This is a genomic window from Paenibacillus sp. FSL E2-0201 (genome assembly GCF_037963325.1).
Lineage (GTDB): Bacteria > Bacillota > Bacilli > Paenibacillales > Paenibacillaceae > Paenibacillus_AQ.
In genome coordinates this window covers 2283408-2305633 of sequence record NZ_CP150154.1, presented here as the reverse complement: position 1 = coordinate 2305633, position 22226 = coordinate 2283408, and the positions used below count along the sequence as shown (strand labels likewise).

17 protein-coding genes are annotated in these 22226 nt (G+C 45.2%); 8 read left to right on the top strand and 9 right to left on the bottom strand.

Translation table 11 applies throughout. The features are described from left to right. The first annotated feature begins 3 nt into the window (after positions 1-3). The 8 genes from NSU15_RS10000 (at position 4) to NSU15_RS09965 (ending at position 10040) form a co-directional block, all read left to right on the top strand. Entirely contained in the window at positions 4-1455 is a 1452-nt protein-coding gene (locus NSU15_RS10000; RefSeq protein ID WP_339290150.1) for a GDSL-type esterase/lipase family protein, read from the top strand. Between the two features lie 13 nt (positions 1456-1468). Then, on the top strand, positions 1469-2569 hold the full coding sequence (locus NSU15_RS09995) for a mandelate racemase/muconate lactonizing enzyme family protein (RefSeq protein ID WP_339290148.1): 1101 nt from the start codon (positions 1469-1471) through the stop codon (positions 2567-2569). Between the two features lie 17 nt (positions 2570-2586). After that, on the top strand, positions 2587-3429 hold the full coding sequence (locus NSU15_RS09990) for a sugar phosphate isomerase/epimerase (RefSeq protein WP_339290146.1): 843 nt from the start codon (positions 2587-2589) through the stop codon (positions 3427-3429). A gap of 101 nt (positions 3430-3530) precedes the next feature. Next, complete coding sequence (locus NSU15_RS09985; RefSeq protein ID WP_339290144.1) at positions 3531-4691, top strand: glycosyltransferase family 1 protein; 1161 nt, start codon at positions 3531-3533, stop codon at positions 4689-4691. 146 nt (positions 4692-4837) lie between these two features. Beyond that, complete coding sequence (locus NSU15_RS09980; RefSeq protein WP_339290142.1) at positions 4838-5602, top strand: AraC family transcriptional regulator; 765 nt, start codon at positions 4838-4840, stop codon at positions 5600-5602. Between the two features lie 811 nt (positions 5603-6413). After that, the gene (locus tag NSU15_RS09975; RefSeq protein ID WP_231574111.1) at positions 6414-7268 is read left to right on the top strand and encodes an ABC transporter permease subunit; all 855 of its coding nucleotides are present in this window, start codon (positions 6414-6416) and stop codon (positions 7266-7268) included. Further along, positions 7265-8233 (top strand): carbohydrate ABC transporter permease, encoded by a 969-nt coding sequence (locus NSU15_RS09970; RefSeq protein ID WP_339290140.1) that lies wholly within the window; start codon positions 7265-7267, stop codon positions 8231-8233. Before NSU15_RS09975 ends, NSU15_RS09970 begins: the two co-directional genes overlap by 4 nt. Before the next feature lie 43 nt (positions 8234-8276). Beyond that, positions 8277-10040, top strand: a complete 1764-nt coding sequence (locus NSU15_RS09965) for an extracellular solute-binding protein (RefSeq protein WP_339290138.1) — start codon at positions 8277-8279, stop codon at positions 10038-10040. Between the two features lie 112 nt (positions 10041-10152). Here NSU15_RS09965 and NSU15_RS09960 read toward each other — a convergent pair whose 3' ends face one another. From NSU15_RS09960 to NSU15_RS09920, 9 genes are all read right to left on the bottom strand, one after another. Beyond that, on the bottom strand, positions 10153-10941 hold the full coding sequence (locus tag NSU15_RS09960; protein WP_339290136.1) for an alpha/beta hydrolase-fold protein: 789 nt from the start codon (positions 10939-10941) through the stop codon (positions 10153-10155). A 32-nt stretch (positions 10942-10973) separates the two neighbouring features. Further along, positions 10974-12476 carry a carboxylesterase family protein gene (locus NSU15_RS09955; RefSeq protein ID WP_339290134.1) on the bottom strand — a complete coding sequence of 501 codons (1503 nt, stop codon included), beginning with the start codon at positions 12474-12476 and terminating at the stop codon, positions 10974-10976. 406 nt (positions 12477-12882) lie between these two features. Further along, positions 12883-14397, bottom strand: coding sequence for a glycoside hydrolase 43 family protein (locus NSU15_RS09950; protein WP_339290132.1), 1515 nt, complete (start codon positions 14395-14397; stop codon positions 12883-12885). A 27-nt stretch (positions 14398-14424) separates the two neighbouring features. Continuing rightward, positions 14425-14670 (bottom strand): carbohydrate-binding protein, encoded by a 246-nt coding sequence (locus NSU15_RS09945; RefSeq protein ID WP_042126104.1) that lies wholly within the window; start codon positions 14668-14670, stop codon positions 14425-14427. Between the two features lie 177 nt (positions 14671-14847). Next, on the bottom strand, positions 14848-17100 hold the full coding sequence (locus NSU15_RS09940; RefSeq protein ID WP_339290129.1) for a glycoside hydrolase family 95 protein: 2253 nt from the start codon (positions 17098-17100) through the stop codon (positions 14848-14850). Positions 17101-17158: 58 nt separating this feature from the next. Then, positions 17159-18586 carry a family 43 glycosylhydrolase gene (locus NSU15_RS09935; protein ID WP_076120018.1) on the bottom strand — a complete coding sequence of 476 codons (1428 nt, stop codon included), beginning with the start codon at positions 18584-18586 and terminating at the stop codon, positions 17159-17161. A 318-nt stretch (positions 18587-18904) separates the two neighbouring features. Beyond that, a complete protein-coding gene (locus NSU15_RS09930; protein WP_076120072.1) occupies positions 18905-19444 on the bottom strand; it encodes a GNAT family protein in 540 nt (179 codons plus the stop codon). A 155-nt stretch (positions 19445-19599) separates the two neighbouring features. Further along, a complete protein-coding gene (locus tag NSU15_RS09925; protein WP_339290127.1) occupies positions 19600-21432 on the bottom strand; it encodes a UbiD family decarboxylase in 1833 nt (610 codons plus the stop codon). A 110-nt stretch (positions 21433-21542) separates the two neighbouring features. Next, positions 21543-22064 carry a hypothetical protein gene (locus NSU15_RS09920; protein WP_076120016.1) on the bottom strand — a complete coding sequence of 174 codons (522 nt, stop codon included), beginning with the start codon at positions 22062-22064 and terminating at the stop codon, positions 21543-21545. Between the last annotated feature and the right edge of the window lie 162 nt (positions 22065-22226).

The window sequence follows — 22226 nt, the reverse complement described above, 5'->3', positions numbered from 1 at the left end:
GAAATGTTGAGCTTTCGTCTACACCCTAACCCTACAGAGCAAGCTGAGCTTTCTCCGGAAACCTCGTTACTTACCCTCTATCCGCTTAAGACGGACCAGCCACGCCCTTTTATATTGGTATTGCCTGGAGGGGGTTACCAGCATTTAGCTAAACATGAAGGAGCACCAGTCGCTCATTGGCTGAACAGTCTAGGTATTCATGCCGGTGTATTAGATTATCAGGTCGGAGATTTTAGCGTCACTTCACTGTTAGATGATGTTGAGGAAGCTCTGAGGTGGATTAGGGGCGCCTCACAACATTGGAATGTAATCTCAAACAAAGTTGGGATGATCGGATTTTCGGCAGGCGGACACCTAGCGTCTATCTTCTCTACCACAAGAGCAGAGAAACCAGATCTTCTTCTGCTAGGATACCCAGTGATCACTTTCCAAGCGCCTTATGCCCACATGGGAAGCCGACTTCATTTTCTAGGAGACAATCCAGCCCCAGCGGAGCTGCGCTCCTTTTCATCAGAATCACAGGTAACTTCACGGACACCTCCAACTTTTATCTGGACTACAGCAAATGATGCCAGCGTTCCTGTAGAGAACAGTCTGTTGTTCTCAAATGCACTATCGGAGCAAGGGATCCCATTTGAACTACATATCTTTGAAGAAGGACGGCATGGTTTAGGGCTTGCTAAAGAACATCCTCATTGCCGGCAATGGCTTTCCCTTGCTGCGAATTGGTTAAGGGAACATCACTACACTAAAACAGAAGAACTTATAACACCCACGTTATTTATTGCGGGCGATTCCACTGCGGCTATTAAGGGTGCTGGAGAAAAACCAATGACCGGCTGGGGTGAATACCTGCAAAGTTATTTTGGGACTTCTGTTCGAGTTGAGAATCGCGCCATTAATGGCCGCAGTACTAAATCTTTTATATCAGACGGCCGCCTGGATGCCATCCTTAAAGACTTCAAAGCTGGCGACTACCTTTTTATTCAATTCGGGCATAACGATGAGAAAAAAGAAGATCCCTTGCGTTACACCGATCCCGACACTGAATATCGCCGCAACCTTACTCAATATATAGAAGCTGCTCGGCAGTTAGGAGGTATTCCCGTTCTGCTAACCTCTGTGAGTCGCCGCCGATTTACTTCAGATGGACAGCTTGACCCGCTTGCTGTAGGCGCTTATCCCGAAGCCATGAGACAGGTAGCTGAAGAAACGCAAACACCGCTGCTTGATATTTTCGCAGCTTCGCAAGCGCTCTATTGTTTATTAGGTGAAGAAGAATCCAAGAAATTATTCATGCATTTGCCAGAAAATATACATCCCAATTACCCAAACGGAGTTACGGATGATACGCATTTTTCAGATGAAGGTGCTCAGCAAATTGCTAAACTTGTGGTTCAAGCCCTTAAACAAAACACAGCCTCCCCTATATCAAACTTACAACAACTTTTATAAGGAGTGATTACAGATGTCTCTAATTAAAGAAGTTATTACAGAGTACTATCGTATCCCTTTGCCAGAAATCATGGAGGACGCAAAACATGGCCTGCATACTCACTTTGAAGTTCCCATTGTCAAAATTAGAACGGATGACGGTCGTGAAGGGGTAGGTTATACCTATACTGGCGGATTTGGCGGCAAAGCGATCTGCTCACTAATTGCGTATGAATTAACACATATCTTAATTGGCAAAGATGCCAGCTGTGTAGAAAGTATCTGGGAGCAGATGAACTGGGGAATACATTATGTTGCACGCGGCGGTCTGGCTAGTTTCGCCATTGCAGCTTGTGACATTGCATTATGGGATTTACGTGCGAAGAAAGCAGATGAACCTCTCTACAAACTTCTGGGTGGTGCTAGTAATGAGGTCAAATGCTATGGCGGCGCGATTGATTTAAATTTCCCATTAGAAAAGCTCCTCCTAAACAATCAAAAATATTTAGATATGGGTTTGAAGGCTGTCAAAATTAAACTAGGCCAAAAAACACTAGCCGAAGATGTGGAACGAGTAGCTGCGGTACGCCAATTGATCGGTCCAGATGTGGCGTTTATGGTCGATGCGAATATGAGCTGGAGTGTGGAAAAAGCGATAAAAGCCGCACGCGAATTTTTGAAATACGACATTCTCTTCTTAGAAGAACCAACAATTCCAGAGGATTATGCCGGCTATGCACGTATTGCCGAAGAAACAGGAATGGCCGTTGCAGGCGGAGAGAACTTGCGCACTTTAACCGAATTCCATCACATGCTGCAATATGGTCATGTGGATTTCCCTCAACCCGATGCTTCCAATATAGGCGGAATTACAGGCTGGTTAAAGGTAGCTCACTTAACTCAAGCTTATAACCTCTCCGTCTCTACACATGGGATGCAGGAATTACATGTTAGTTTGTTAGCGGCTATGCCAAATGCAGGTTATCTCGAAATGCATAGCTTCCCTATCGATCAATACACTACACGTCCTCTAGTGATTAATAAAGACAATGGGATGGCTATTGCTCCTGAAGTAACGGGCACTGGGGTTACCTTTGATTGGGACAAATTAGCACATCACAAACAACAATACTAATAGGAGCGATTAATCATATGAGCATTCCCCTTCATCTAGGTGTTCGAGCACATGATTTCACACAAGTTCCATTGCATGAGTTAATTGAGAAAATTAAGTCCTATCATTTCGCTCATATCCAGTTTGCACTTAAGAAGTCTTTTCCTGATAGTGCCCCTAATCTTACGGCTATCAGCCCTGGAACGGCCAGTTATTATGGCAATGCCTTTAGGCAAGCAGGTATTCAGATTGCGGTGCTTGGCTGTTATGTAAATATTGTAGACACCGATCCACAAAAACGGGCACAAGCGTTAGCCGCGTTCAGTACCCATCTGCGCTTGGCCAGAGATTTCGGTGCTAATCTGGTTGGTACGGAAACCGGAAGTGTGGGAGTTGGGTTTACCACAGATAATTTTACAGAAGAGGCTTTTCAAGAGGTAATTACATCGGTAAAAGCTATGGTGGCAGAGGCCGAGCATTTTGGTGTGACGGTAGGAATTGAAGCTGGACTCCATCATCCGCTGTACACCGCATCCTTAACTCGCCGACTGCTGGATGAGATTCCTTCTAACAATATTCAGATCATATTGGATTGCGCTAATCTAATGTCGCCAACAAATTACTTACATCAAGAAGCTATTATTACGGAGGCTTTGAAGCTCTTAGGAGATCGAATTGCCATTATTCATTTAAAAGATTTTATCGTGCAGGATGGAGCCATCAAGATCGTTCCTGTGGGTCAGGGATGGCTAGAATTCGAGCCGATTCTTCGTTATATGAAATACGAGCGCCCGCATATTCAAGGCATACTAGAAAGCACACCGGAATCACATTTGGGAGAGAGCATTGCCTTTTTACAGGGGATATATGAAGAAGTGTAGCGTGAAGCGTGGATTTTTATATTCTGTTTAACATCCGTTTGACCTCCATGAAATAAAGGACTGTTATGATCAAGACATCAAGAGTACCTGGGAGGGGTTCTATGCGTCTTGCTTTATTTACAGACACATTTCTTCCGCAAACGAATGGTGTTTCACTCACGCTTCAGCGCTTAACCACTCATTTGAACCGGCGAGGTATCGAGCATCTGCTATTTTCGCCGAAATCTGCTCCTGAAGACAGCTATGCCGATCCCATACGTCCCATTACCAGTATCCCCTTTTTCTTATATCCAGAATGTAGACTCGCACTGCCGAATATGTCCTCCATCCAGTCAGAGCTAAAAGCTTTTCGTCCTGATCTGCTGCATTTGGCAACTCCGTTCAATATCGGCTTATGCGGCCTGCGTTATGCGCGAAAGTATGGTCTGCCTCATGTCGCCTCCTACCATACCCATTTTGACCGCTATCTTGAATATTACCGGATGAAAAGAATCGTCCCACTCTATTGGAAGTACATGAAATGGTTCCATCGGTCCTGCGATGCTACCTTCGCGCCCTCCAACGAAACACTCGATTCCCTCCAAGTCCAAGGCTTTCAACGTTTAAAGCTTTGGTCTAGGGGCATCGACTGCAATCTCTATACTCCGAAAAAACGCAGCCATCAGGTCCGCGATCGTTACGGAATTACCGCACCGTTACTGCTTCTATATGTGGGAAGGATTGCACCTGAAAAGGATATCAACACCCTAGCTCTCGCCATGCAGCAATTGCCTGAGTCTATGCAGTCTCAGGTGCATTGGCTAGTCGTTGGAGATGGTCCCCTTCTCCCAGAGATGAGAACACAGGCGCCGCATAATGTCACATTTACAGGCTATAAGCACGGTGAAGAGCTGGCTCAATTGTATGCCTCAGCTGATCTATTCGTCTTCCCTTCCAGTACAGAAACCTTCGGCAATGTTGTCCTTGAGGCTATGGCTTCGGGGCTGCCTGTCCTCGCCGTAAATGAAGGCGGGGTAAAGGATCTGATCACACCCGGTCGCAACGGAATGATTGTCGAACCTCGTTCCCCGGATGCTTTTATTCGTGAAATTTGTGCAAGTATAGAGCATCCTCACAAGCTGGCTGCTATGGGGTATGAGGGTCGACAGCTGGCACTTGACCGCTCGTGGGAGAGCATTTTCGATGGACTCATTCACGATTATGAAGAGATCCTTGAGCATAGACGTTTCGACCTTATACCGGCTTTACTACCATTAGTATAATAATGACGATAGTGAGTATACTCCTTGATCATTCAGCAGCCCAGTTCTAGACTATAGCCAAGACGATAAGTCATGGGCATTTCTCTTCTTCAATCCTATTTTTTCATTATGTTATAATAATGGAATCCTTGCTAGGAGGGGAAAAGATGGCCCTTATTCATTATGTTGAGTACAATACTACACACGCGAGCAATTTTGTTATAGATGTTCCTGTGGGCTATCACTGGCTTCTTGTAATCACCAAGACCCCAGCGCAATTCTGGGTAAATGGCGGGTTCAAGGAATACCCTGCTCACAGCGTAATCCTCTATCGTCCATTACAAAAAGTCTATTATCGGGCCTGCGCTGATCATTTTATCAATGATTGGATCCGCTTCGAATCCAATGAACCTTATATTACGGAATCTCCCCTTCCGCTTGGGGTTCCCTTTGCCCTGAGTGATCCGGACTACTGCCACAAGTTGTTTGAATTGCTTGTCGTCGAGCATAATTTTAACCGGGATTGTAAAGAATCTTCCGTCGATTATTTACTCCGGACGTTGTTCAACAAACTATGGGAATCCTACTTCCAAGATGATATTACACCTCAATACTACAAACTACTGAAACTGCGTACAGCTATTCAAACTAACCCGGGCGATTACTGGACAGTTTCGAAGATGGCGGATTTTCTTCGAATCAGTCCTGGTTATCTTCAGAACATCTACAAAAAAACGTTTGGAATCTCCTGCATGGATGACGTTATCAACAGCCGAATCCGTATGGCAAAAGAATACTTAATTCACAATGCTCAAAGCATTGCTGAAGTCGCTTCCCGGTGCGGATATCAAAATGTGGAGCATTTCTGCAGGCAATTCAAACAATTGACCGGACATACGCCGAGAAACTACCAGAAGTATGCAAGGGGTTAAAGCGGAAAGAGAAATATGAAGAAATATCACACTACTTTTCTTTGAAAACTAGTCCTCAAGATAGTCTATACTGACGGAGACGTTGATATAGACTTCTTTAAGCTGACCATTGATCAAAGGGAAATGTCGCTGCAATTCTGGGATAATCCCATCATGCTCCATAAAGAAAAATGTGTTTTGTACTCCACATCGTTGCAACCGTCAATTTGGCTCCCGATAAAATTGCTGTTGCTCCCCGTACATCCCGACCACGAACATATCCATATCATTCTGCCAGTAAATCAGCATCCTAAAATTCATGTTCAAAACTATTCCATGAGTTCCATCCCACGGGTGGCTTCAATCCGAGTTGTTATTCGAACATATCAATGATTGATGTTGCTAGAGCTATACACAACTTGTTGTCAGCGAATGGGCAGCTTTTTTTCTTCTTCACGGGACAGAGCGTCCTTTGGAATTTTTGCTCAGAAGTTCGAAAAAATTTAAATTAGGTCTCAAAATATATAAATTTTAATTTTTTTAAGTTCCATCTAACAATAGATCAATAACTGGTGAGGATAGGTCATTGTTTGAAGAGAACTGTTAATTTATTATGGTTTTATGTTATGTAAGCGTTATCAATAAAAGGGATTGAAGAATTCACCATTCATCAGGAGCCATCTTCAAGTTGAAGTATGTCTAGTTTATGAAAGGGGGAGGACCTCAAAGTTGGTCGTTTAAACGCATTGATTTCACAAAAAGGAGTGACAAGATGCGCAGTCACAGCATGAGGAGCAATTCTTTTAGAAAATTTCTTTATATCTCGCCCTTTATGGTTTTACTTGCTGTTTTTGCATACTACCCACTCTATGGATGGGTTTATGCATTCTTTGACTATATGCCGCCGATCCCGCTATCACAAGCGCCTTTTGTCGGTCTCAAGTGGTTTCGCTCCTTGGTAGAAAATCAGGTGAAGGTTGATCAACTGTTACAGGTCATCAAAAACACGTTCGGCATAAGCGGGCTGAGTATCCTTTTCTCATGGCTTCCCATGTTTTTTGCAATTTTCCTGACAGAGATCAAAGCCGTGCGTTTTCGCAAATTTATTCAGACAGTAACCACTCTTCCAAACTTTATCAGCTGGGTCCTCGTATATTCCCTGGCATTTTCTATGTTCTCAAGTGAAGGCGTCGTCAACGGCTTTTTGAGCCAGATGGGACTTATTGATTCTCCTGTACTCTTACTTCAGAACTCGGACCATGTCTGGATTACTATGTGGGTATGGATTACATGGAAATCACTAGGTTGGTCGGCCATCTTGTATATAGCAGCAATTATGAGCATTGATGAGTCTCTGTATGAAGCGGCTTATGTTGACGGTGCAACAAAAATGCAGGTTATCAGGCATGTGACTTTGCCAAGTATGCTGCCGACTTATTTTGTACTCTTGATGCTCCAGATTGCCAGCTTCCTGAACAATGGACTGGAGCAATACTTTGTTTTCCAGAATGCATTCAACAAAGAGTCCATACAGGTATTGGATTTATATGTATACAATCTAGCCATGGGAGGCGGCAGCTATTCCGTTTCCGTCGCTATCAGTATGTTGAAAAGTCTGATTAGCATTGTGCTTCTTTTTTCCGTAAACGGTCTGTCCAAATTGTTTAGAGGAGAGGGCATTGTATGAGTGACAACCAGACTGGACTTGCCCCGAAGGCCAAAGAAAATAAGCGGAACTTCTCTAGAAGAACTAAAATGCAGGTCAGAACAACCGATAAAATGATTTCGGCTACCATTTATATCCTGTTTACTCTCTTTGCATTTGTTTGTGTATATCCGTTTTACTCGATCATCATTAATACCATCAGCGCCAACGATCTCAGCGCCAAGGGTGAAATTGTGTTTTGGCCCAAGGGGATCCACTTCCAGAATTATATTGACGTATTTAAGATCCCTGGACTATGGAATGCATTTGTCATTTCTTTGGGGAGAACGGTAATAGGCTCACTTTTGACAGTCGGGGCCTCTGCCTTTTTGGGATTCATGTTTGCCCAGGAGGATATGTGGGGGAAAAAATTCTGGTATCGGTTTACCATTCTTACGATGTTTTTTAATGCCGGCATTATCCCCTGGTATTTGACCATGAGATCCCTGCATCTGACTAACAATTTCCTTGCCTACATTCTGCCGGCTATTGTAGCTCCTTTTTTTATCATTCTTGTAAAAACGTTTGTGGAATCAACGCCGAAGGAATTGCAGCAGGCAGCCAGCATTGACGGTGCCGGGATTATAACGATCTTTTACAAGGTTATCTTACCTATCAGCAAACCGATATTGGCTACAGTCGCTATATTTTCGGCAGTGGACCAGTGGAATGCCTTTCAGGACACACTACTGCTGGTTACGGACAGCAAATTGTATAGTTTGCAGTTTATTCTGTATAACTACATCAATCAAGCCAGCTCCCTATCTACCATGGTCAATTTGCAAAATGCCGGATCAACCGCCATGGCCAGTCTATCCACCAAGCAAACCACCACATCCATTCGTATGACAGTTACTATCATCGTTGTCGCACCTATTTTGCTTGTTTATCCGATCTTCCAAAGATTTTTTGTAAAAGGAATTATCATTGGCGCAGTCAAGGGTTAATTTGCACGATTATGATTAATTAATCATTTTTGGGGGGCTGTAAATGAATAAACATAGTAAGCTGGCAAGAAAGTCTATGCTGATCTTTGGCACCGCTCTTCTTTTTGGAACGGCGGTACTCAGCGGATGCAGCAGCAATGCCAACAATGCAGGTACAGCAACCGAGACTTCCGATCCGGGTGGAGGAATTGATCATAGCAAGCCGCTGACGATTACCGTGTTTAACAACGCAGCAAATTATCAGGGAGAGCAGACCGGATGGTACGGAAAACTAATTAAGGATAAGTTCAATATTACCTTAAATATTCTGTCTCCACAGGTTGCCGGTGATCAGCTATACAAGACAAGGTCAGCATCGGGAGATTTGGGAGACCTCCTTATCATTGATAACAGTCAGCTGGAGGAGTTAATTCCGGCGGGTATGATTATGGATATGACGGATAGGATCAAAAATACGGAGTACCTGTCCAAATATGTGGACAATCACTTCAAGCCCTTTAATGCTGCGTTTGAAAGTATAAATCCTGAAGGTAAAATATATGCTTTACCCACTTTTGTATCAGACACTTCCCCAACAACATACTCAGAAGAAATCCCTTACTCCAGTCCGATTATGCCTTGGGATTATTACAAGGGAATCGGATCTCCCAAGCTGAACAATCTGACAGATCTGCTGAATGCACTAAAGCAGATGCAGGAGAAATACCCAAAGACACCGGAAGGAAAAGCGATTGTTCCGATAACCCTGTGGAAGGACTGGGACAATGGAAGTATGGAAAACGTTCGTTGGTTAAGCAACTGGTATGGCTATGAGCAGCCGGACGGAACCTCGACCATTCAGTTGAATGCAAAAGGCGATATCGTTCCGCTCGTTGACGACAACAGTATGTACAAGAAAATTCTCCAATTCTATTATGACGCCAATCAGATGGGGCTGGTTGACCCTGACTCGGCAACCCAGGATTGGAATAAAGTCGCTGAAAAGCTGACCGATAAACAGGTTCTACTATTATGGTATTCCTGGCAAAGAGGCTTCTACAACACCATTGAAAGAGGCACTAAAGGTGACGGTAATGTTGCCGTTCCGATCGCCGATACCCACATTATCCAGAATAGCGATGCCTACTTCGGAAACGGAAGAGTATTTGCTATTGGTTCAAAAGCAAAAAATCCTGAAAGAATCATTGAATTCATGGATTGGCTAGTATCACCTGAAGGTCTTCGCTACTATACCAATGGATTTGAAGGCTTCAATTATGAAAAAATGTCTGATGGCAAGTTTAAGCTGACTGAAGTAGGACAAATCGCATTCCAAGAAAATACCCCCGTTCCTGAACAGTACGGAGGCGGAGGATATCAAGACGGGCAGAGCAAGATCAATACTATGATTATGAGCGATTTTGTAGTAGATCCGGAAACAGGTGAATTTTACAACAACAATTATTGGAGCTCAACCATCGAGGCCAATAAGACTACTCTAACTAAGGAATGGCAGAATACTTATAATGCGAGCACCCCGACGGAGTACTATCAGAAAAACAATATGATCGATATTGTGCCAAATATCAATACAAGTCTCGGGTCAGATTCGTCGGATATTAAGAATAAACGAAGCCAGATCTCTGACTATGTTAAAAACACCTCTTGGAAAATGATATTTGCCAAAGATCAAGCAGAATTCGATCAGCTCTGGAATAAGCTGAAGAGTGATGTGGTCGGTCTCGGTTGGAATGATGTCATTGCTATGGATACAGAAAGAGCACAAAAAATCGTTAAACTGCGTACGGAAGCAGTTGCTAGCCAATAAATCGTTGCTACAACAAAGATAAGGGACGTTCCAAACAGCCAGATCAGGTCTGCTTGAACGTCCCTATTTGTCTTATACGGCTGCAAGCAGCGGGTATCCTGTAGACATTGAGTTAAAATATGAGCTTGGAGAACTGATATAAGCCGTTCTTCCAGACCGGCCAATCATGGTCGCCATTTTCCTCTACCCAGATATGCGGCATGGAATGCTGTGACAAATAAGTATGTGTCCGGTCGCTGACGTTCTTCAGGCTATCCAGATCACCGCACGATAGCCAGAGCAGACTGAGCAGTTCTGCGGTCTTATGCGGTTCCGGGACCAACAGCTCGGGCATCTTCGTATTGGGTGCCGGGGAGAAAGCCCCGACCCAGGCGAAGCGGTCCAGATTGTTCAGACCGATATTCAAGGATTGTCCTCCACCCATGGATAATCCGGCAATAGCACGGTGCATCCGGTCAGTCAGGACTGAATAATTTTCTTCAATGTAAGGGATAAGATCGTGCAGCAAATCCGATTCAAATGTTTCGAACGCCTGCACCTTATCCGAAGTAAATAGATCTCCTTCTGCCCGGTCGTTCAGCATCGCTCGCCCGTTGGGAAGAACGACGATCATGGGTTTCAACATTTGATCAGCATACAGATTATCTAGAATAACCTGAGGCTTGCCGTGAGTGTACCACTCATTCTCATCTCCACCAATCCCGTGCAGTAAATACAAAACGCTGTATTCCTTCTCAGTGAAATAACCGGGCGGTGTATAGACCATTGCCTTCCGTGTATTACCTAGCGTTGTTGAGGGATACTCTATCGTCTGCATCACACCCCGGGCAATGCCTTCCCTTTCCTTGTCGTATCCCTCAGGCGTATTTTGCATCTTATACTTCTGCTGACTCTCGCTCAATTCTGCTCATTCCTCTCTTATACATAAATAGACTACTGCTTGAAATAATGCTCGACCAGAAATTGCATTACTTCACCCGGAGGAGATTCTACAAATTCTGCCTTGTCTGCATAAACCATGCCATATGGCGCTTCCTGCGTACAGGGATTCCAGAGAGGCATGTCATCACCGGTAGAATCCTTGCCATTCGGATTACCTGAAGTAATGAAATAGGCAAGATAATTACACATCTGGCGGGCAAGATCATAATGTTTGCCGACAAAGGGCCGCCAGCATTTGGCCAGTGTCTCGAAATGAAACCACAGATCCACCGAATGAAAGGTACCAGGATCATCCCAGCCCGGAATCTCTGCATCAAAGCTGTAATAATACATTGGGACGCTGCTTGACCTGATGGCAACACGGGCTGCATATTCAATATGGCTCACGGAAGCTTTCTTAATTATTTCTTCCAAATTCCCTGACTCAACGCCGCATAGCTTAAGGTACTCCTCTGCTTCGCCTCCAAACAATTCCACAGCCATGGCTCTGAATTCCTCTACACCGCGTACATCAGGAACACTGAAGAACTCGGAGACTGTATTTCCGAGCATAATCGGCACCTTATGCTGCTGTCCCTGCACAAAGAGCTCAAATGGATTACCGATACAATACTTCTCATCCACAACCGTTCCCCAGAACTTTCCGTATTCAAGTATTTTATCACGGAGATAGACTGCATCCAGCTCACGTGCCTCTTTCAAGCTCGACACTCCTAAGTATTCAAAAAAAGCTGCGCCATCCTCTTCAGCATCTTTAAAAGTAAGGCTACGTGGGGGTACCGGATTATTTGGATACAGAGGTGTTATGATTCCGCTCATAATAACGGCCCGCTGAAATAATCCGGCATTCTGAGGGGAGGTCAGCTGGCTCAGCACGCTTCCACCACCCGCAGACTGTCCGCCTATTGTGATTTGCTCTGGATCTCCGCCAAAAGCAGCGATATTGCGCTTCACCCACTGCGTGCCTGCCTGCTGATCCAAATGTCCGAAATTCGCGGGAGTTTCAGGCGATTCCGCAGTAATCTCGGGATGGCACAGGAAGCCAAACGTATTTAGGCGGTAATTCACGGTTACTACGACAATCCCCCGGCGGGCAATGCGTTCGCCGTCAAACTCCATTTCGGCCGTATGGCCGACCTGAAGTCCTCCGCCAAAATACCATACAAAAACAGGAAGCTTCTCATCGGCACTAACGGCAGGTGTCCAGACATTCAGGTATAGACAGTCCTCGTCCATTGGAAGATCGGGATCAACTGCCCATTCACGGGTATAAATATTATTCACATCTATGACGGTCGGGGCCTGCATGGAAGTAGGGGCGAAATCATGTGCTTTCAAAATTCCATCCCAGTCTTGAGCAGGTTGGGGTGCACGCCAGCGGTTCTCCCCCACGGGCGGGGCTGCAAATGGAATTCCCTTGAAGCTGGTAATACGGGGATCAGCCGCCGGCAGTCCTTGCACGATACCATTTTCAACACGCACTACTCTTAACATCCTTTATTCCTCCTTCACAGTAAAAGCGCTTACTTTTTTATCCACTTAAAAATTAATGGAATTCATTCTAGCGTAAATGTGGTACTAGGAATAAACACTCTCACTTCTGAATTGATTATTTCTAATAAGCATAGACTCTTATTTCATTAATTACCTTTGGAATACTGTCTAAATTCCCTTACATACAATATAAATTATAGAGAAATCCTAAACCTCAAACAATGATATTTACTGACCTTTAATTGATCTATCCAAAGAAACGGAAGAGTACCCTTCACTTTCAATACTGACATTAATAGGGACTAGCCTCTACTATTAGTACGCAAAGGACGGCCACAGAATGGCCGCCCTTTAACGTTTGTAACAATTCAAATGCCTTAGTCCTGCACATATCCGTAAGCCGTGCTTAATGCTGTCGAATATAATGAAAGTAATCGAAATCGGCATAACCGCCCGCATTGTGGGTCGCATAATTGAACAATCCAATTCTGTACCCCATAAAATGATCCAGCGTGTACCTCATTTGGAGCGCACGTCCAATCTTCTTCCAGGCTATTCCGTCTTCCGAATAGAAGAACTTTGCTTGGTCCAGACTATCCTCAAAATTGAAGTCTATTTTAAGATATATGTGCTGACCAGTGAACACAACACTCTCTACTGTTTCCTCATATCCGTCACCGCCGTTCACACACATATTAATGCTAAAATGTCCTAACTCCCCGGCTGCGATTCCTACAGTACCATACTCATTCTGCAGCGCCACCATTCCTGCACGATCGCCGGGCTGCATTCCCGAGAGCTCCAGCAACGTCTCCGCGCTGCAAGACGGCCCTTCCGTACGTTGCGTCAGTGTATTACGCGCCCATAAGATACTATCTGCTAATTGACCCGTGCGGATTCGCAGATATCCAGGCCGCTCTTTGACAGACCATAGACTGTTATCCGGATTATGATTCCACTGCCAGTTCAGAGCCAAATGATTCGTCTCATAGTTGAACTCATCACTGATTACAAGCGGCTTCGGCTCCGCAACTGGAAGCCTGGTCTCAAAAGCACGAAGTGAGGCATCGTCGTCTCCGAATACAGGCCAATCGTTCTCCCATCTCACAGGAAGCACGCAAGGAATCCGCCCGACAGCATCATGATCCTGAAACAGTACAGCATACCAGTCCTGAGATGGGGTATCAACAAGCCCACCTTGCGCTACACCGTTATTATGATAGCCCAGATCATCGTCCAGAATAATTTTCCGTTCATAGGGGCCTAGAAGCTCGCGTGAACGATAGCAGACTTGACGTCTGCGCTTATTTCCCGTCCTCGGCCATTCAATAAAGAACAAATAATAATAACCGTTCAGCTTGTAGGCATGGCAGCCCTCGATGCGCAAACCTATGTCTTTACGTTCACCTTCGAGCAGCAGCTGATCCGTTCCCCCCTGCTTAAGTGCCGTAAGATCTTCAGTCAGCTCCTTAATACGGATATCACCATTACCGTAAATCACATAATTGCGGTTATCGTCATCCAATAGCAAGCCAGGGTCATGATGAAGCCCCGGTATCACCGAACGCTCCCATACTCCATGTTCAATATCCTCTGTGCGGTAAATATATAACCGGTCCATGTCATTCGAGGAAAAACAAACGTAAAATACCCCATCCTTGTAACGGAGCGATGCCGCCCAAGAACCCTTTCCGTAAATACCTTTACCGTCCAGCAACCGGTGGGCATCGTTATCCTCAAAGGTATCATATACATAATTCACAAGTTCCCAATCTTTCAAATTAACCGATTTCATAATCGGGCAGCCCGGCATGGAATGCATACTCGTGCTGACCATGTAGAATATAGGACCAACTCGGATGACGTCAACATCCGGAACATCTGCCCACATTATAGGATTAGTTATTGTAGCGGTATTCACAGTAGTTCCCCCTTAGGATGAATCCCTCTATTTCTCTATAAATCTCCATGAGTCCAGCTTAAATAATTCAGACCCCGTGTTACCCTTAAACACCAGATACAGATCATGAATCCCAACTGCTCCGCTAATCTCTGTCCTTAATTCCAGCTGTTGCTCCGGACCATTAGCAGCCGGAACTGGCAGCGAACCAATGAATAGACCTGCCGGGTCATCCAGATACAGTTCAATGGTCCCGCCGCCCTCTAAGCTTATGACAGAAGCACTGAATGCCACCGCACCTACTCCAGCGCGTCATTAGTCATGTTCAGATACACCTGGTCTCCAAATACCAAGGCATACGGATCGGCCCCATATCTACTTGCAACCAGAGAATTACCATTTGGTGGCACTTTTCCGATTGCTTGATTCAATTGTAATGACATTTGAACAGTCTTAGTGTTTACATCCTATTTATCCCTTTGACATGAATGTATAGGAACACCCGGCTTGTCCTGTGAACGAAACGGGAGCAAGCCCGGGAGCATCTATACGGCAAGGTCCAGAAACTGTACAAGTCACAACCGCTTCAGTAACTAGCCCCTCCTTCCAGGCAAAATCGAGGATATATCCTCCCCTTGCCCGCAGACCCTTAATGCTTCCCTCACTCCAGCTTTGTGGTAATGCAGGTAACAGCTTGATTTCTTCGGTATGACTTTGCAGCAGCATCTCGGCAATGCCTGCCGTTCCCCCAAAATTGCCGTCAATCTGAAACGGAGGATGATTGTCAAGCAGGTTAGGAAGCGTAGAATGTTGCAAAAGAGCCCGGACGTTGGCATAGGCCTTGTCCCGATCCTTTAATCTGGCCCAAAAGTTAATAATCCAAGCTCGGCTCCAGCCAGTGTGGCCACCACCGTTCGCTAACCTGCGTTCCAGTGTTGTTCGAGCAGCTTCAGCCAATTCCGGCGTATTCTCCGAGTTGAAGGCGTCGCCGGGATAAAGCGCAAAAAGATGAGAGATGTGGCGATGTCCCAGCTCCACCTCTTCATAATCCTCCATCCACTCCTGAATCTGGCCATACTTTCCGATTTGTGGTTCGGGAAGCCTCTTAAGAGCTTCAGTTAATTCTTCGCGGAACGCCTCGTCCACGCCGATAATTTCCGCACTGCGGATGCATGCGCCAAACAGTGCTTCTATAATTTGAAAATCCATTGAAGCCCCAACGCAGAGCACTCCAGACTCACCGTTAGGCAACTTGTAGGTATTCTCAGGAGAGACGGAAGGGCACGTAATCAGTCGGCCTTCGGCATCTTCTATTAAATAATCAAGCAGAAACTGTGCAGCCTCCTTCATTGTCTCGTACGCCTGCGCCAGGAAATAGCGGTCCTGATTGAAGCGATAATGCTCCCATAAATGCAGGCACAGCCAGGCGGCACCCAGCGGCCAAAAAGACGCCGGCAAATAGGTATCCTGCGGCGCCGTGTCTGCCCAGATATCCGTATTGTGATGCGCCGTGAATCCCCGGCAACCATACATGACCCTGGCCGTAACCCTCCCCGGTTCCCTCATCCGCTCTACCAGATCGAACAAAGGCTCATGACATTCAGCCAGGTTGCAGATTTCTGCAGGCCAATAATTCATTTGCGTATTGATATTGATCGTGAACTTGCTGTCCCATGCCGGAGTAAAGCTGTCATTCCAGATCCCCTGCAGATTTGCGGGTAATGAGCCTTGACGACTGGAGGAAATTAGGAGATAGCGGCCGTACTGGAAATAGGTCACTATTAGACCATTGTCCTCCTCCCCCTTCTGAAATCGCTTCAGCCGCTTGTCGGTCGGTAATCCAGCCTGAGGCAGATTCTCTGGCAGCTTCAACTTAACTCGTCCATACAAGCTGCGGTAATCTGCGGTATGGCGGGCTAGCAGCTCTTCATAAGGAACCTGGCTCAGTTCTTGCAGCCGTCTTTTAGCGTAAAGGTCCGGATCGGAATGGCGAAACGTAGTTCCTGCAGCAAGTAGCATTGTAACCGAGCTCGCCCCATCCACAAGCAAATACTCCCCAACGGTACGGCAGAGACCGTCTTCTGTGACTGCCTTCAGGACAGCGGCAAAAGAGCTGCCCCCTTTTCCGCCGCAATCACCACTCATAATAAGACCGCTATTTTTCCATTTTTTAGTTTTCTCCAGATATCTCCAGTTATGGCGAGTGAATCTCGCCTTTAAGGACATTCCATCCTTATTGTCAGTGGCAATACGTATGACAATGGCCTGATCCGGAAAGCTAGCGAACATTTCCCGAGTATAGTTCACTTCTCCGATTCGGTACTTGATTCGGGCAACACCTTGTTCCAAATCCAGCTCTCTCGTGTAGTCTTCCGCAGTCTGCCCGTGGTTGCCAAAGGATAGAAGCAATTCACCCAGCGGCAAATAGTGCCGCTGGGCTTCTGGCAGCCCTGCCATCGACATCGCTGCCAATTCCTCAGCCTCCCCCAACCTTCCCGCCATAATCAGTTTGCGAATCTCGGGCAAATGAGGCAGAGCGTCCTCGTTATTGCGGTTACGCGGGCCGCCATACCATACGGAATCCTCATTTAGCTGCAATTTTTCTTTGGCCGTACCTCCAAAAAACATGGCACCGAGCCGCCCGTTACCTATCGGTAAAGCCTCGTTCCACTCTCCTGCAGGTTGGCTGTACCACAATCGCTGACTGTATCTAGTATCAATCATAATTGGTATACTCCTTTAATCTTCTACTATGAAACCAACATTCCAAATAGGCCGTATGTTATTCCAAAGTAAATGAGGCCATATTGGCAGCACCATTACCGATATACGTAAAATACAGTGCTTGTACACCATTAGGTATAGCCACATCAGTTGAGTATTCCTTCCATACATTCGTAAAGCCTACCGGTATACGTCCGAGTGCCGGTCCGTCCCACGACGTTTTGACTTCAAACGCGCCCTGGCAATATCCGCGCACTTTGATTTTGACTTTGGTGACTCCCTCGCACGAAAAATATTTAAACCCGGCGGTAGCCGAATCCGTCAAATTGGCAATATAACCGATTTCTTCGTCACCATCTCTGCCGTCCTGGGTAATCTTTGGAAACCGGCTGTCCATCCATGCTCCAATACGACCGAAGCCTCCCGTATACATTTCCTGATCTTTGCAGAACAAATGACAGGCCAGGTATGCCGGATATTCCCCCCGTCCCACGAGTGGTCCTCCGTTCGAACCGCAGGATGTAATCTCCACCTGGGGAATCGTACCATCCTCGAGGAAATCAATTCTCTCGGTACAGCCCTGCCGGCAGAATGCCGTTCCATTGGTGTGCCGGTGATAAAAAATGTACCATTCTCCATTGATCTCCACGATGCTGCCATGGTTATTGCCACCATAATACATGGGCTGGTCCGCCGGCTTGTATGTATCAATATGAAGATCGCAATTACTTACGATGACCCCCTGGTACTTAAAGCCTTGGGTTGGATGCTTACTGGTCGCATAGCATAGCTCATGCATAGAAATAGAGGAATAGATAAGATAGTAGGTATCTCCTCTTTTGCGAATTGAAGGGGCCTCAAAGAACTCATAGCCTTCGAATCCGCTTCCTTTGCTGTAAGGCTGACTCGGTGCAACAAATACAGGCTCTTCGATAATCGTGAGCATATCCGGGCCAAGCACCGTTGCCATTGCGCCGTGTCTGGATTCATCCCCGAAAGCACAGAATCCGGTATACAGGTAAGTGTTCTCTCCTTCGGTCAGCACGGCTGGGTCAAACTGCGGTTCATCTCCTTCTCTTTCCCCAAGGCGTGTTCCATCGGCATATTTAACGTAACCGTAGAATTCATACTTGCCGCTTGGCTTATCGCAAACTGCCACCGATACTACGGGAACCTTGTCAAGTACATAATAAAGATAGTATCTCCCGTCGGGTCCAATGCTGACATCGGGAGCGTATAGACACATACTTCCATCTGGGTTAAGTGGGTCATCCGTTGACTGATAGATTAAACCCTCATACTGCCAATCCCCCAGATTATCCTCTGACGTAGACCAGCAGACATAATCATTTAGGCAAAAAGCATGCCCGTTAAAACGGTCATGCGATCCATACACATAAACTCTTCCTTCGAAAACATATGGCTCACCGTCAGGGACATATTCCCAAGACGGAAGGTATGGATTAAAGCCCTGTTTTTTTAGCATCCTACTCCCACCCTTATCATTTATTGGTTTTATCTGTCTGAGCAAGCATAACACTTGCATGGAGAACGAAAGATCATGCATGACTACCTTGCCTTCTATGATGATCCTTCTGAATCGACTAGAATGAGTTTAACCGCTTTCAATTCATCTGCTGGGTGACTGGACATTCTCCCTCTACAGAGGAGCTTGTAGTCCTTAAAAACATCGGCCATGCACAGTTTGTCCCTTTAAAGTATAAAGAAGCATCTTGGCAGAAGTCCATGACATATATACACTTAACATTGATCTTTCCTAAGATTTCAACTGATCTACGAAATATTATTCCACACTATTTAACCATTCACTTCTAAGCAAGCCATACGAGAACGTGTCATGCCAGATTGGATCTCCATTACTATCATATTTAAAATAACCCGTCTGTATAAAATGACCTTCCCGCCGCAGCTTTAATCGTTCGAGAAGTTTCCATGATCGCATATTTTCCGGATCACATTTCGCAATCACTCGCCTCATATTGAGATGCTCAAAGCCGTAGCTCAATAATTGCTTGCAAGCCTCTGTAGCATATCCGCTTCCCTGAAATTCAGGGTTGAAAACATAACCAAGTTCCCATGTCCCAAAAGCTTTTGGCTCACTCTCCCGGAAATATATATTTCCTATCAATTTTGTATTGGATTTGAGACAAACTGCCCAAAAGGCAGCGTCCGAAGAACGCCTAAGGGCCTCCGTGCGAGCTTCATCTGCATTAAATACAGAATAAGGTTCATATTTCACCACATTTTCTTGGGATAAATAATCATAAAGGTCTTTCCAATCCTCCGCCGAAAACCTTCTAATCCATAAACGTTCAGTTTCCATAATTTCCACTACAACAACACTTCCTCAATAATAATAGTAAATATATGCCACACACCCCATAATACCTATGTATTCTTTATTTTTTTATGAGCAAAATCATTTCCTAAACAGCAAAAAACCTCCTTGGTTTCCCAAGAAGGATGATGCGTTTTTGATTAGACCCTGCCGCTTAAACTGCCACCTGGAGCAAATAATCGTTCGATATGCTTTTGAACCGCTGGATCCGGAATTAATGGTGGCGCTTGATGAGGTTTTACACGCGCATCAATAATCACGTTATCACATGACCAATGCTTATACTCCGTTGAACTGTTCACACCATATATATCATGAGAAGGATTGCTACGTGTGAACGTCGCCCATAGAAAATTCTCAATTCTATCACTTAAGAACTCGCTATCATCACATACAATAATCATCGGACAAGATGGGAGTGCTCCCTGTTCTTGAATCGCTTCGCTAAGCTTGTTCATTTCCTGCGCTGCTTCTGCGTAAGTAGTGAATTTAGAGCCTTGAAGCGCCACGAGACCCGGCATCACCATCTTTGCATGTCCAAATCCCTGTAGTTGTTCAAGTATGTCAGGAACCTCTGTACATAGCTCTCTTTTCTTCTCCCCAACCGCAGCGAAAATCACCTTACTTCCGCTGTTTAGTCCTGTACCGGAATAATCAAGGGTATCAATCGTTGTATTCGTATAGAAATGAATATCTCTACGAAGATTAATGCGCTCTAGGATATACGTCAAGAAATCCTCAACATCATGTGTGCTGATAGGTTGTTTCTCTTCGGCTGTAATAAACAAGAATTTAGCTAAACTAAGCTGGCCCGTACCCAAAATCCGATTCGCGATCGTAAGAATCTCCGCTGGCTGCTTCACTTGTTGATAAGGTGTATAACGTTCACTGCCAATCGCAAATAAAAGGGGATGAACGCCCGCAGCATCGACTGCGTGAACTTCTTTAACGCCCGGGATTTCTTGGCGGATAGCTCCACCCGTTAGTTCATGGATTAACTCACCAAATGCAGTATCCTCTTGTGGCGGTCTACCGACAACCGTAAAGGGGAAAATGGCATTCTTTTTAGCGTACACTTTATGTACTCTCATGACTGGGAAAGGGTGAACCAAGCTGTAATAGCCTAAATGATCGCCAAAAGGTCCCTCCGGCTTCGTCTCGCCAGGATGGATTTCCCCTGTAATTACAAAATCCGCATCATTACTAATGCAATATCCATCCACATAGCTATAGCTAAAATGACGTCCCGAAAGTAAGCCTGCCACGATCATCTCACTCATTCCCTCGGGCAAAGGCATTACAGCAGATAACGTATGCGCTGGAGGTCCGCCGATAAAGCAGCTCACTTTAAGCGGTTCACCTTTTCGATTGGCTCTTTCTTGATGCACACCGATACCGCGGTGAATTTGATAATGAATGCCAACCTCTTTATTGAGTTCATAATCATTACCATTCAATTGAACACGGTACATCCCCAGATTGGAGTTCATAATGCCCGGCTTGTCCGGATCTTCGGAATAAACTTGCGGCAAGGTAACAAAAGCGCCGCCATCCTCCGGCCAATGTGTGATCAGCGGAAGATCAGAAATGTTAATTTCCTCAAAACCACTTGGCAGACCCCCTGGCTTTTTGATAGGCAATGCTTTTCTCGCGGATAATCCTGTCCCTACATATTTAAAAGGATTCTTAAGTGCTTTCATAGGATCGTTACGAAGTGCAATTACGTTATGTGTGGAGTTCCAAGTACGCCGAAAAATAAACTTACTGCGCTCTAGCGTTCCAAAAAGATTAGATACGGCACGAAATTTCGAGCCTTTTACATTTTCAAATAATAATGCAGGGCCACCGGCTTCATAGACCTTCAGGTGAATCGCGGCCATCTCCAGATAGGGGTCAACTTCTTCACGAATACGAATCAAATGTCCATGCTTCTCTAAATCATTAACACACTCTTCTAAATTGCTATATTTCATTTCATTACTCCGATCTCTAGAAGGTTATTACAAGATTTCTTGGATGCTTTAATTATACCCTGTAACTTATTAAAATAAAGCGATTCCCTATGTACTAGGACACCCTGCTGTTATCTTGTATTCTCAGGTTTGGGTTCATCTCGCAAAATATTTCTAGCAGGAATTCCTACTGCCGAAGCATTATCCGGCACATCCTTAACCACGACAGACATAGCTCCGATATTAACATCGTTCCCCAGCGTAACCGGACCTAGAATTTTAGAGCCTACTCCAATAAACGCTCTGTCTCCAATTACTGGCTCGCCTAAGTTATTTCTCCCTCCAATGGTCACTTGATGAAAAATAGTAGCGCTATTGCCAATCACCGCTTTAGGACTAATAATAATCCCATTTAATCCATGCGGTAAATGAAGCGCATCACCAATTTGAGCCTCCGCATGAAGCTCTCCATTGGCAATAATACGAACAAACAGCACATCCATTATTCGATATAGGAGCCACAAAGGTTTGCGGATCAGGCCACTTTTCACCCGATAATACACCCAATTTCCAAAACGATAAGTAAACAAAGCCATAATCGTTTGTGGATTTTTTAGATTTACTTTCCAGTCCGTTTTGAATGATTTCATCATTGTATCGTCCTCCTGTTAAGGGCAAGATAAGAACTATATTCTCGTGAAATGAAAGCAGCTGAGTAGAGAAAAAATTCTGGGAGGATCGTAGAATGGAGTGTCATTCGAGTGATAATACCTTCACCAGTGTAAGTTAGATTCAGAGATTCATCAAGAAGTGGA

What these genes read in the sequence shown, in the direction of transcription:
- NSU15_RS09920 (WP_076120016.1), bottom strand. Translation starts at nt 22,064, where the DNA reads ATGATGAAATCATTCAAAACGGACTGGAAAGTAAATCTAAAAAATCCA.
- NSU15_RS09940 (WP_339290129.1), bottom strand. Translation starts at nt 17,100, where the DNA reads ATGATTGATACTAGATACAGTCAGCGATTGTGGTACAGCCAACCTGCA.
- NSU15_RS09985 (WP_339290144.1), top strand. Translation starts at nt 3,531, where the DNA reads ATGCGTCTTGCTTTATTTACAGACACATTTCTTCCGCAAACGAATGGT.
- NSU15_RS09935 (WP_076120018.1), bottom strand. Translation starts at nt 18,586, where the DNA reads ATGCTAAAAAAACAGGGCTTTAATCCATACCTTCCGTCTTGGGAATAT.
- NSU15_RS09925 (WP_339290127.1), bottom strand. Translation starts at nt 21,432, where the DNA reads ATGAAATATAGCAATTTAGAAGAGTGTGTTAATGATTTAGAGAAGCAT.
- NSU15_RS09955 (WP_339290134.1), bottom strand. Translation starts at nt 12,476, where the DNA reads ATGTTAAGAGTAGTGCGTGTTGAAAATGGTATCGTGCAAGGACTGCCG.
- NSU15_RS09990 (WP_339290146.1), top strand. Translation starts at nt 2,587, where the DNA reads ATGAGCATTCCCCTTCATCTAGGTGTTCGAGCACATGATTTCACACAA.
- NSU15_RS10000 (WP_339290150.1), top strand. Translation starts at nt 4, where the DNA reads ATGTTGAGCTTTCGTCTACACCCTAACCCTACAGAGCAAGCTGAGCTT.
- NSU15_RS09980 (WP_339290142.1), top strand. Translation starts at nt 4,838, where the DNA reads ATGGCCCTTATTCATTATGTTGAGTACAATACTACACACGCGAGCAAT.
- NSU15_RS09995 (WP_339290148.1), top strand. Translation starts at nt 1,469, where the DNA reads ATGTCTCTAATTAAAGAAGTTATTACAGAGTACTATCGTATCCCTTTG.
- NSU15_RS09975 (WP_231574111.1), top strand. Translation starts at nt 6,414, where the DNA reads ATGGTTTTACTTGCTGTTTTTGCATACTACCCACTCTATGGATGGGTT.
- NSU15_RS09930 (WP_076120072.1), bottom strand. Translation starts at nt 19,444, where the DNA reads ATGGAAACTGAACGTTTATGGATTAGAAGGTTTTCGGCGGAGGATTGG.
- NSU15_RS09965 (WP_339290138.1), top strand. Translation starts at nt 8,277, where the DNA reads ATGAATAAACATAGTAAGCTGGCAAGAAAGTCTATGCTGATCTTTGGC.
- NSU15_RS09970 (WP_339290140.1), top strand. Translation starts at nt 7,265, where the DNA reads ATGAGTGACAACCAGACTGGACTTGCCCCGAAGGCCAAAGAAAATAAG.